Source organism: Rhodococcus sp. EPR-134 (assembly GCF_001647205.1).
Lineage (GTDB): Bacteria > Actinomycetota > Actinomycetes > Mycobacteriales > Mycobacteriaceae > Rhodococcus_F > Rhodococcus_F qingshengii.
This window is the reverse complement of the sequence record NZ_LVCT01000247.1, coordinates 1-11,622: the sequence shown is the minus strand read 5'-3', so window position 1 is coordinate 11,622 and position 11,622 is coordinate 1. Positions and strand designations below refer to the sequence as shown.

Genomic DNA, 11,622 nt, shown 5'->3' with positions numbered 1-11,622 from the left:
ACCGAGATCCGAGTTGCGGATCGCCGTCTCGATCGCGTTGAGCTGCGAAGCCTCGTACGGCTTGACGATGACCATGCGGGCCTCGGGGACGTTGATGCTCGCGAGCTGCGTGATCGGCGTGATCGAACCGTAGTAGTCGATCACGATGCGCGAGAACATACCGGGGTTCGCGCGTCCGGTGCGAACCGAGCCGAGATCGTCCTTGGCTACCGTGACAGCCTTTTCCATCTTCTCTTCTGCCTCGAAGAGCGCTTCATCGATCACGGCTGTTCCTCCATGTTGTTCTGCATCATTTTTTGGGTGTCACTCACGACTTGATCAGGGTGCCGATCTTCTCACCGGACACCGCGCGAGCGATGTTTCCTTCGGTGAGGAGGTTGAACACCATCATCGGCATCGAGTTGTCCATGCACAGGCTGAATGCCGTCGCGTCCGCGACCTTGAGCTCACGTTCGATGACCTCACGGTGCGTGATCTGTTCGTACATCGTCGCGTCCGGGTCGAGACGCGGGTCGGCCGAGTAGACGCCGTCGACAGCCTTGGCCATCAGCACTACCTCGGCACCGATCTCCAGCGCGCGCTGCGCAGCAGTGGTGTCAGTCGAGAAGTAGGGCATACCCATCCCGGCACCGAAGATGACTACGCGCCCCTTCTCGAGGTGCCTGCGTGCGCGAAGGGGGAGGTACGGCTCGGCGACCTGGCCCATGGTGATGGCCGTCTGCACGCGAGAATCGACGCCCGCCTTCTCCAGGAAATCCTGCAGAGCGAGGCAGTTCATGACGGTGCCTAGCATGCCCATGTAGTCGGAGCGCGCGCGATCGAGGCCACGCTGCTGCAGTTCCGCCCCGCGGAAGAAGTTTCCGCCGCCGATGACCACTGCAACCTGTACGCCCGATCGAACGACCTCTGCGATCTGCTCAGCCACCTTGGTGACCACGTCGGGATCGAGACCGACTTTGCCGCCTCCGAACATTTCGCCGCCGAGTTTGAGCAGGACCCGCTTGAATCCTGGACGTTCGTTGGCTGGTTCGGACATTGTTCTCCTCAGTTCGATACAAGACCTTGTAGGTCCTTCATTCTTCTTCTGCCGCCGAATCGGACACCGCGGCATAGGAAAGCCCCCGGGACTCGTCCCGAGGCACTCTCATCCTGCCTCATCGGAGGCCCCAGGTACACGTAGACCCCGCCGGTAGAGCAAATGCTCTTCAGGCGGGGTCCATGTGTGCGGGCTCCGAATTAAGCGGAGGCGCCGACCTCGAAACGCACGAAGCGCTTGATGGTCACGCCTGCCTCGTCGAGGATCGCCTTGACGGTCTTCTTGGAGTCCGTGACCGAAGACTGCTCGGTCAGAACGACGTCCTTGAAGTAACCGTTGACGCGGCCTTCGATGATCTTCGGCAGTGCCTGCTCGGGCTTGCCTTCTGCGCGGGCGGTCTCTTCGGCGATGTGACGCTCGGAAGCGACGATCTCCTCGGGAACCTCGTCACGCGTGACGTACTTCGCCTTGAGTGCTGCGACCTGCATTGCAGCGCCGCGAGCGGCCTCAGCAGCAGCATCGCCTTCACCGGTGTACTCGACGAGAACGCCGACAGCGGGCGGCAAGTCGGAGCTGCGCTTGTGCAGGTAAACGGCAACGGGGCCGTCGAAGGAAGCGACGCGGCTCAGTTCGAGCTTCTCACCGATCTTCGCGGACTGCTCCGCAATGACGGTGTCGATGGTCTTGCCGTCGAGCTCGAGCGCCTTGAGAGCGTCGAGGTCAGCAGGCTTACCAGCAGCAGCGACGGTCACGATCTCGTCGGCCAGCTTGATGAACTCGTCGTTCTTGGCGACGAAGTCGGTCTCGCAGTTGATCTCGATCATGACGCCGTCCTTGGCGACGACGAGACCCTCAGCGGTGGTGCGCTCTGCGCGCTTTCCGACATCCTTCGCGCCCTTGATGCGCAGCTGCTCGACGGCCTTGTCGAAATCACCGTCTGCATCTGCGAGTGCGTTCTTACATGCCATCATTCCGGAGCCGGTGAGCTCACGGAGCCGCTTGACGTCAGCGGCGGTGTAGTTCGCCATGATTAGCGAGCCTCCTCATGTGTCTGTTTCGGACCTAGGACTAACGGTGAAGCACGGCCTAACGGTGAAGCACGGCCTGACGGTGGTGCTCGGGCCTAACGGTGAAACGGCCCTGACCAAAAGAACTCTTGGTCAGGGCCGGTTTCAACGAATCAGGCCTCGGTGGCCGGTGCCTCTGCGGCGGGGGCTGCCTCAGCCTCTGCAGCCGGAGCTGCCTCAGCCTCTGCGGCCGGAGCTGCCTGCGAGAGCAGTTCCTGCTCCCACTCGGCGAGGGGCTCGCCTGCGCCGGCTTCGGGCTTCGCGTCCTTGTCGGCGCTCAGTCCTGCACGTGCCTGCACACCTTCGGCAACCGCGGAAGCGACAACCTTGGTCAGCAGTGCTGCGGAACGGATGGCGTCGTCGTTGCCCGGGATCGGGTAGTCGACGAGGTCGGGGTCGCAGTTGGTGTCCAGGATCGCGATGACCGGGATGTTCAGCTTGCGAGCCTCGGCAACTGCCAGGTGCTCCTTGTTGGTGTCGACGATCCACACCGCGGAAGGAACCTTGGCCATGTCGCGGATACCACCGAGGGTGCGATCCAGCTTGGTCATCTCACGCGTGAGCATGAGGATTTCCTTCTTGGTGCGACCTTCGAATCCACCGGTCTGCTCCATTGCCTCGAGCTCCTTGAGGCGAAGCAGACGCTTGTGAACGGTGGTGAAGTTGGTGAGCATGCCGCCGAGCCAACGCTGGTTGACGTAGGGCATTCCGACGCGAGTCGCTTCGGAAGCGATGGACTCCTGAGCCTGCTTCTTGGTACCGACGAAGAGAACGGTGCCGCCGTGGGCAACGGTCTCCTTGACGAACTCGTACGCCTTGTCGATGTACGTCAGCGTCTGCTGGAGGTCGATGATGTAGATGCCGTTGCGGTCGGTCAAGATGAATCGCTTCATCTTCGGGTTCCAGCGACGGGTCTGATGTCCGAAGTGGGTTCCACTATCGAGCATCTGCTTCATGGTTACGACAGCCATGGCTGTGTACCTCAAACTTTCAATCCGGTTGATGCAGGCGATCGGGTGATCCCTGCCCTGGCACCCGCACGGCCGTCGGACCTGTTTCGTGAGAACCAGGACCAGCCGAGGCCGGAAAACGTGCGCGGGCGCGCGAAGTCGGACTGTGCGAGCACAGACCGCTCGACAAGTGTACGTCCTCGTCCCCCGATGCCATAACCACCCCGGTAGCAACAGACCGAACCGGCGGTTGTGGATCGGCGGCTACCTTGTGGATTACCCGTCTGATCTGCATTGAAGCGTGCGCTACTCCACGCAAGATCAAGGAATGACGATCTTGCGCGGAGCTCGACGAGGCGTGGTATTTGCCGTGATCTCCTGCTGTGTCGCCGTAGGCACGGCGTCAGCAGACACGCGATTCGACTGGCCGCTCGCTCCTCGGCCGCACGTGGAACGCGCTTTCGACAAACCGGCCGAGAACTGGCTGCCGGGTCATCGCGGGGTCGATCTCGGCGGCAGCGCCGGCCAATTCGTCCTCGCGGCCGGCGACGGCATCGTGGTGTTCGCGTGAGTGGTCGCCTGAAAGCCGACGGTGTCGATAGATCATTCCGGCGGCCTACGCACGACCTACGAACCCGTCACCGCAGTCGTTCGCACAGGTGAACGCGTCGCAGCCAGGTCAGTGATCGGAACCCTCGAAACCGGGCACGAAGGGTGCGCTGTCGAAGCATGTTTGCACTGGGGCTTGCGCAGAGGACGCGAGTATCTCGATCCACTCGGACTGGTTCGGTCGCAACCGCTCAGGCTCAAGCCATTGAAAGGAGGCTGATCGGTCGCAGAAATCGGTCGCAGAATCAGCGCCATTCGGAAACGGCGTGCCGACCCACAGCGTCCGCGAAGTCGTCGGCCACCATCGCTGCCAGTTCCATGAACGCTCGTCTGGTGGCCGGTCGCATCAATTCGAGGTCCATCACCGACCCCTCCGCGAGATGCTCGTCGAAAGGAATGACCTCGACGGCGCGGCATCGACGCATGAAATAGTCCACCAACGCGTCCATGTCGATGACGCTCGACCCTGGTCTGGCGGCGCTGATGACGACGACGGTCCGCTCGACCAGATGGCCATATCCGTGCAACTGAAGCCAGTCGAGCGTTGCCGCTGCACTGCGCGCTCCGTCGATTGCCGGCGAACTGACCAGAACCAACGAATTGGCAAGATCCAGAACGCCGTTCATCGCCGAGTGCATGATCCCGGTACCGCAATCAGTGAGGATGATGTTGTAGTAGACCTGCAAGATGTCGATGACCTGGCGATAGTCGGCCTCGCTGAATGCCTCCGAAATCGCCGGATCCTGCTCACTCGCCAGCACCTCGAGACGACTCGACGACTGGGATGTGTGCACTCGAACGTCCGAATAGCTCTTTATGTCCGGTCTAGCAGCAATCAGATCGCGCACTGTCGAATTGGTCTGCAGCGGAACACGTTGTGCCAAAGTCCCGAAATCGGGATTGGCGTCAACCGCCACGACGCAGTCACCACGCAGCGAAGCAAACGTCGCACCGAGTCCGACCGTGACCGTCGTCTTGCCCACTCCCCCTTTGAGCGAGAGCAGAGCGACTCGGTAGTCGTTGCGGATCGGCTGCTCGATTCGGGTGGCCAGTGCACGGTTTCGCTGTTCGTTGGTCGAATCCCCCAGATTGACCACACCTCCGGTCGCACGATGCAATCCCCTACGCCAGCCGCCACGCGGCGTCCGTTTCGGGCGTTTCAGTAAAGCTTCGGCAACCAGATCCTGGTTTGTCACCTGCTGTTGGCTCGACGGTGGCGGTGGCGCGGACCAGACCTCTTGCAGTCGCGCCACAGGCTCCGGCGTCGGCGTCGGCCCGGGAGCCGGTTGCGGCGATTCGGACAGCCAGGCTGGTTGGCCGCTGTTCGGCAGGTGCTTCACATCTTGGCGGTTCACGAATCCCCCGGATATCGCATGTAATCGAGTGTCTCGACACGACGATCGAACTTTGCCGATTGTTCACTCTTCTGAGCTGCGACGCTACCAAATACCGGCCGAGAACTCGCGTCGCTCCACAAATCAGGCGCGCGGATGGGCCTGATCGTGGACGGATCGAAGCCGTTCGACCGACACGTGCGTGTACAGCTGAGTGGTCGCCAAACTCGCATGACCGAGGAGTTCTTGGACCACACGAAGGTCCGCACCACCCTCCAGCAAATGTGTCGCAGCCGAGTGCCGAAGCCCGTGCGGACCCATGTCGGGAGCCCCTGGAATTGCAGCCATGGTTTCGTGGACCACCGAACGCGCCTGACGCTGATCGAGTCGGCCACCTCGAACTCCGAGGAGCAACGCTCGCCCGGACCGATCCGAACACAGCGCGGGTCGTCCGTGCTCCAGCCAGCCGTTCAGTGCCGATTCTGCGGGCAGGCCGTATGGCACCGACCGCTCCTTGTTCCCCTTGCCGAGAACACGAAGCAATCGTCGATCGGCATCGACCGACTCGACGTCCAGTCCACACAACTCGCCGACGCGAATTCCGGTGGAGTACAACAATTCCACGATGAGTCGGTCTCGCAGGGCGAGCGGGTCTTGTTGCTGCGCACCGCTTTCCGCCGCATCCATTGCGTCGAGGGCCTGGCTCTGGCGCAGTACCGTCGGCAGCGTCCGGCGAGCTGGTGGAGCCGCCAGCCGTGTGCCCGGGTCGACGGAAATGCGTCCGGTCTGCGCGAGCCACGCAGTGAACCCACGCGCCGAAGAAGCCCGTCGAGCTACCGTCGTACGGGCTGTTCCTACGGCATTCTGGGCGGCCAACCACGAACGCATGACACTTAGGTCGAGGCGGTCGAGATCTGCATTCTCCGAACCCGCGGAGAAATGGGTCAGCAATGCCCGCGCGTCACCGACGTAGGCGCGGATCGTGTGTTCCGACCGGCCTCGGCTCAGTCGGAGGTGCTCGGCATACGCATCGAGGTGAACGCTCAAGCTCGCCGGCAATGCGTCAGTCATGAACACACGCTCGCTCGCCGCGATTGAAACTGCAAGCTCCCTCGCCGATAGGGTTGATCGGTGAATCGAGCAATTCCTCTGAAGATGTTGTGCGTACTGGCACTGATTTCCGCAATCGCTCCACTGTCCATCGACATGTACCTGCCCGGCCTACCGTTGATGGCGGATGCACTCGACACTACTGCGGCCAGCGTTCAGCTCACGCTGACCACCTTCATGGCAGGCCTCGGAATCGGCCAGCTGATCATCGGTCCGATCTCCGACGGACTTGGCAGGCGACGAATACTGCTGGCCGCGACAATCATCACGGCACTGAGCGGCGCGGCATGCGCGGTGGCGCCGAACATCGAGTTTCTCATCGGTGCACGACTCGTCCAGGGCTTGAGTGGAGGCGCTGCCATCGTTCTTGCCCGCGCTTGTATTGCCGACCGAGCGCGCGGCGACGACGCAGCGAAGCTCTTCAGCATCATGATGATCATCGGCGGTATCGCTCCCGTCGTCGCGCCACTGATCGGCGGCGCACTTCTCGGCCCCGTCGGATGGCGCGGAATCTTCTGGGTCCTGGCTGTCGCGGGCGCCGTGATGGTGGCTGGTGTCGTTTTGCTCGTTCCCGAGACACTTCCGCCCGAGCGACGCCACGGCGGCGGATTGAAGGCCCTGATCTCGAATCTGCGATACGTGGTCCGCAATCGGCACTACCTCGGATATGCGCTCGCATTCGTCTTCGGATTCGGCGCCTTGTTCGCGTACATCTCCGCGTCACCGTTCGTCGTTCAGAACGTTCTCGGGCTGAGTCCGTCACAATTCTCGATCGCGTTCGCAGTGAACGCCACCGGAATGGTCACGGCAGCGATGATCACCACTCGCCTGCTCGGTCGCGTCGGAGCACGCACGCTGCTGCGTTTCGGGGTGTGCCTACTCCTCATGGGCGGCGCCGTATTGTTCTGCACCAGCGTGGTTTTCAGTTCCACGAATACCTGGTTGATCTTGGTCCCACTGTTCGTGGCAATTTCGAGCATCGGGTTCATCATGGGCAATGCGACCGCTCTCGCCCAAGGAGAGGTCACCAACGCGGCCGGGACCGGTTCAGCGCTGATGGGAGCGGGCCAGTTCGGCTTGGCGGCGCTGGTTTCGCCGTTGGTGGGAATTGCGGGAGAAGACACGGCAGTTCCGATGGCAATCGCAATTCCCACCTTCGGAGTTCTCGCGGCCGTTGCGCTCGTGTTGCTGACTCGCGGCACGGCCGCCGCGAGTTAGTTTTCGGCCGCGGCGAGTTCGGACTTCCAGACCCGGAAGCCCTCTTCGGTGCGACCACGACGCCAATAGCCGGAAATAGAAGCAGCCGACGCCGCGACATTTCGTTCCTTGCGAATGTACGGTCGGAGGTTGTGCATGACGGCTTGTGCTTCACCGTGAATGAACACGTGCGGTTCGCCCGGCAACCATTCGAGTGCCTTGACCGCGGCGACAACCGGAGCGTTGTCGCCCGCTAATTCTTCGCCGACCGCATCGGACGATGCCCCGCGATGTAGCCAGGTCACGGCAATACCTTCTGGGGCATCGAGCGCGATTTCGTCTTCCGGTCCCCCGACTTCGACAACGGCGTAGCCGACCGCATTCGGCGCCAATCGCGCTATCGACGCGGAAATAGCGGGTATTGCGGTCTCGTCTCCGACGAAGAGATACCAATCAGCGGTTGGTGACGGCAAAAACGCGCCACCAGGTCCCCGCAGAGTAATCTCAGCGCCCGGCTGAACTGACGCGGCCCACGGACCTGCGACACCCATGTCGCCGTGGACGACAAAATCGATTGCAATCTCTTTGGCATCAAGATCGTACGAACGAATCGTGTAGGTGCGCAGTGTCGGCTGATCAGGAGTGCCGAATTCGATCTTTACATAGGAATCGCTGTATTCGCTGGGAGTGAACGACTCGAAGCCTGGTCCCCCGAGAAACACTCGTACCATATGGGGGGTCAATTGTTCGGTCCGCAGAACCGTCAATGCAGTTGTCGGCTTGGCCACAGAAAGATCCTTCCGAAAGTTAGTGTTACCTAACTAATGTACACGACAATTGCAGCACGAGGGCGAAATACCTCGCCGGCGACTCCACACAGCGCTCTGTCGACCTTTGTACAGAGCGAAAGAAACCGACCAATCTGCTGGGTAAATTCGGTGCTGTTTAGACGAATTATCTGATCTGCTTCACACGGACGACCTGTCGGACAAAGCTGTCCGAGAACTCGGCAATGCAACAGTAAAATACACCTCTGGCTCCCGGCGAGTTCGCCGAGAGCCAGAGGTGTATTTAATTCAATCTAGTGTGCAGCGTCGAAAGCGTCGATGATTTCCGCTTTGATACGCCCACGCGGAGCAACTTCGTAACCGTTCTTACCTGCCCAGTCACGGATGGCCTGGAGCGTCTCCTTGGAGCGTCCGGAACCTGATGTGGCCTGCGGAGATGCAGCCTGAGCCTTCTTGCCGCGCTTCCCGCTCACCTTCGCAGCAGCCTCGACGAACGGCTTCACCGCAGCGTCGAACTTCTCTGCATTGGTGGCGCGCAGATCGATCACGTAATCCGTTCCCTGGTAAGAGAACTCAATTCGATCACCGAATCCATCGTCAATCGGCTTACCATCAAGGTCGTCGATGAGTTGCCGAATCAGCTTCTCAGCCATTGCACTCCTCTTTCAATGATCGATTCAATTCTCCTTCACAATACACAGATAGAGCGTTGATGAACAAAAGAAGTTCGAAAGCCTTCACCGTTTCCGAACAGACTCAATGGTCCGAATTAGCAGCGGGTTAGCGGCATTGCCTCGACCGAACACGACCCTGAAAATTCTGCACATTCATCCCTCGGATGCCGGGTGTCAATCAATGCCCGCCGTCATCGTGATCCAGACTAATCGGACTTCCATGCACATTGACCTGAGGCTTTCCTGAGACCCGTCGAACTTGCAGGTCGGGTCGGCGAAACGCATCGAGAATTACATTGCACACAGTCGAGCAAATTCGTGAAAAATAGCCCTGACGTGCCATTTCCGATGCGCTGCGGGTATTGACGATTCACGGTCTTCGCAAACGATTAGTGAGCATCGCCACGCATGGTCTGACGGGCGCAGAAGTAGTTCACGTACTACCGCGTCCGAAACCAACCACTGGAATCAGAACTTGCAAATCCCTCCAGTTCGAGCAGAGGAAGAGTGGCACGAACCTGAGCTATGAGCAATCCCGATTCCTCGGACAACTCACGCGTACTGCGAGACCCCGTTCCCGGCAATGCTTCGTATACCAATCGAGAATTGCCTCGCAATGCGTCGATGTCACGCGTCGCGGCCGCATCCTCCGCGGAATCCCCGACACCAAATGGGCCTGACGCTTCGACTACATCCACGGCATTGGACACGAGTTGCGCTTCACCTTCTCGGATCATCCGGTGGCATCCGGTCGACGATGCCGAGGTAACCGGTCCGGGCACCGCCATCACGGGACGGCCTAACTTCCGAGCCCAATTGGCGGTATTGCGTGCACCACTGCGCCAACCCGCCTCGACCACCACTACTCCGTCCGACAACGCAGCTACCAGTCGATTCCTTGCCAGAAACCGGAACTTTGCAGGTGTTGTGCCCGGCGGATATTCACTTATCACTGCACCCGAACTCGCTATCTGTTTGAGTAGTCGCGCATGCCCTGACGGATACGCTCGATCCACGCCACAGGCCAAGACAGCCAGTGTGTTTCCACCTACGCCCAATGCAGCGCGGTGCGCGGCCCCGTCGATACCGAAGGCCGCCCCGGAAATCACGGTCCATCCGTCGACAGCGAGGTCACCGGCAATCTCTGCCGTCACGTGTTCGCCGTACGCAGTCGATGCCCGCGTGCCCACAATTCCAACCGATCTCTCGGTCAGATCAACCAAATCCCTGGACCCCAACACCCACAACACAAATGGCGCCGTCTCACCCCCGGAGGGATCGAGTCCGTCAAAGGAAAGCATTCGCCACGCCGGCCAATCGGCGCAGTTCGGTGTTACGAGTCTGCCACCCATCGCCTCCATCAGGTCGAGGTCTCGTTGGGCTGTGTCGATGTGAGCGCGGGCTCGCGTCTTCTCCTCGATCGCGGGTGGCAGATCGCCGTTGCGAACCGCCCTCGCAGTTTCTTCGACCCCGAGCTCGCCGATCAACATGGACATATATGCGCTAGGGCCCTGCACGACGCGGGACAGATATGCCCAAGCGAGTAGTCGTGGATCGTGTGCAGTCATTGGAATCCCCTGTCTCGAAAGTCGAGTGCGGTGACAACTTGGTCTGGTCCGGGCATCGCTTCACCTGCCAGATCGGCGACACTCCAGGCAACCCGCAACGCTCGGTCCGCCCCACGAGCAGTGATGACACCTTTACGCAGCGCCCGTTCCACCGGCGCCAGCGCTGCACGCGAGAGTCTGAACTTCTGTCTCAACGCCGGCCCTGGTACCTCCGCGTTGGTCCGCCACCCGTACTCACTCCACCGCTGGGCTGCAGTGTCCCGAGCCGCCGCCACGCGCGCACGAACATCGCTGGTGCTTTCCCCCACTTCGTCGATCAGCGCTCCGGTTGCTACCGCCTGCATCCGGACCCTGATGTCGACTCGGTCCAACAACGGGCCAGACAATTTCCCCAGGTAACGGCGACGCGCCGCGGGTGCGCAGACGCAGTCCGCGTCTCGCGGCGGCGCGCATGGGCACGGATTCGCGGCCAGGATCAGCTGGAACCGCGCCGGGTACCGAGCAACTCCGTCCCGCCGGGCGATTCGCACTTCCCCGTCTTCGAGTGGTGTGCGTAGCGCTTCGAGCACCTTCACCCCGATCTCGGCACATTCGTCGAGAAACAGCACGCCGCGATGGGCGCGGCTGACCGCACCAGGACGAGCCATCCCACTACCACCACCCACCAGCGAACTGACCGACGAACTGTGATGCGGCGCAATGAAAGGCGGCATATCGATCAACGGCCGATCCTCCGGCAACACCCCCGCCACCGAATGAATCGCCGTCACCTCCAACGACTCCCCCTCCGTCAACGGCGGAAGAATCCCCGGAAGCCTCTGCGCCAACATCGTTTTCCCGATCCCCGGCGGACCCGTCAACATCAAATGATGCGCACCCGCCGCAGCAACCTCGATCGCCCACCGAGCATCCGTCTGCCCGACAACCTCACTCAAATCCCGCACCGCCACCACACCAGCACGCTCGAAAACATCAGGAACAGCAAGCGCCAACTCCCCACGCAACCACCCGATCACCGCGGACAGATCGTCAGCGCCCAGCACCTCGATCCCCTTCACCAAGCCCGCCTCAGCCAACGCCCGAGCCGGAACCACCACAGTCCCCCACCCCGCCCGCTTCGCCGCAAGCACCGCAGGCAACACACCACGCACCGTCCGCAAACGACCGTCGAGCGCCAACTCCCCCAAAAACACAGTCTCCCGCAACAACTTCCGCGGCAACTTCTTCGCCGCATCGAGAACTGACAACGACAAAGCCAAATCGTAAACACTGCCCACCTTCGGCAACGT

The 11,622-nt window shown here is 61.2% G+C and carries 11 protein-coding genes and 1 pseudogene; 2 read left to right on the top strand and 10 right to left on the bottom strand.

Going from position 1 to position 11,622, the window contains the following annotated elements; genetic code table 11:
• From A2J01_RS11020 to rpsB, 4 genes are all read right to left on the bottom strand, one after another.
• Positions 1-264: ribosome-recycling factor (locus A2J01_RS11020; RefSeq protein ID WP_156519241.1), on the bottom strand; the 264-nt coding region annotated here is incomplete at its 3' end.
• 43 nt (positions 265-307) lie between these two features.
• Entirely contained in the window at positions 308-1,036 is a 729-nt protein-coding gene (gene pyrH, locus A2J01_RS11015) for a UMP kinase (protein WP_003942722.1), read from the bottom strand.
• A 200-nt stretch (positions 1,037-1,236) separates the two neighbouring features.
• Positions 1,237-2,064 carry a translation elongation factor Ts gene (gene tsf, locus A2J01_RS11010; RefSeq protein ID WP_007734877.1) on the bottom strand — a complete coding sequence of 276 codons (828 nt, stop codon included), beginning with the start codon at positions 2,062-2,064 and terminating at the stop codon, positions 1,237-1,239.
• A 152-nt stretch (positions 2,065-2,216) separates the two neighbouring features.
• Positions 2,217-3,074 carry a 30S ribosomal protein S2 gene (gene rpsB, locus A2J01_RS11005; protein WP_003942709.1) on the bottom strand — a complete coding sequence of 286 codons (858 nt, stop codon included), beginning with the start codon at positions 3,072-3,074 and terminating at the stop codon, positions 2,217-2,219.
• A 307-nt stretch (positions 3,075-3,381) separates the two neighbouring features.
• Here rpsB and A2J01_RS11000 point away from each other — a divergent pair.
• Positions 3,382-3,882: pseudogene (locus A2J01_RS11000) on the top strand (M23 family metallopeptidase).
• Positions 3,883-3,907: 25 nt separating this feature from the next.
• Here A2J01_RS11000 and A2J01_RS10995 read toward each other — a convergent pair.
• Both A2J01_RS10995 and A2J01_RS10990 read right to left on the bottom strand, forming a co-directional pair.
• Complete coding sequence (locus A2J01_RS10995) at positions 3,908-5,017, bottom strand: MinD/ParA family ATP-binding protein (RefSeq protein ID WP_064112690.1); 1,110 nt, start codon at positions 5,015-5,017, stop codon at positions 3,908-3,910.
• Positions 5,018-5,140: 123 nt separating this feature from the next.
• A complete protein-coding gene (locus A2J01_RS10990) occupies positions 5,141-6,067 on the bottom strand; it encodes a tyrosine recombinase XerC (RefSeq protein WP_054187787.1) in 927 nt (308 codons plus the stop codon).
• A gap of 84 nt (positions 6,068-6,151) precedes the next feature.
• Between A2J01_RS10990 and A2J01_RS10985 the strand changes: the two genes are divergently transcribed.
• Positions 6,152-7,324: a multidrug effflux MFS transporter gene (locus tag A2J01_RS10985; protein ID WP_007734871.1), complete on the top strand. Its 1,173-nt coding sequence runs from the start codon at positions 6,152-6,154 to the stop codon at positions 7,322-7,324.
• Here A2J01_RS10985 and A2J01_RS10980 read toward each other — a convergent pair.
• From A2J01_RS10980 to A2J01_RS10965, 4 genes are all read right to left on the bottom strand, one after another.
• Positions 7,321-8,091, bottom strand: coding sequence for a siderophore-interacting protein (locus A2J01_RS10980; RefSeq protein ID WP_064112689.1), 771 nt, complete (start codon positions 8,089-8,091; stop codon positions 7,321-7,323). The genes A2J01_RS10985 and A2J01_RS10980 overlap by 4 nt on opposite strands.
• Before the next feature lie 293 nt (positions 8,092-8,384).
• Positions 8,385-8,744 carry a histone-like nucleoid-structuring protein Lsr2 gene (locus A2J01_RS10975; RefSeq protein WP_003942721.1) on the bottom strand — a complete coding sequence of 120 codons (360 nt, stop codon included), beginning with the start codon at positions 8,742-8,744 and terminating at the stop codon, positions 8,385-8,387.
• Between the two features lie 461 nt (positions 8,745-9,205).
• Positions 9,206-10,333, bottom strand: a complete 1,128-nt coding sequence (dprA, locus tag A2J01_RS10970; protein WP_030535668.1) for a DNA-processing protein DprA — start codon at positions 10,331-10,333, stop codon at positions 9,206-9,208.
• Positions 10,330-11,622, bottom strand: a 1,293-nt coding sequence (locus A2J01_RS10965) for a YifB family Mg chelatase-like AAA ATPase (protein ID WP_064112688.1), incomplete at its 5' end; no start/stop codon positions are given. The genes A2J01_RS10965 and dprA, both read right to left, overlap by 4 nt.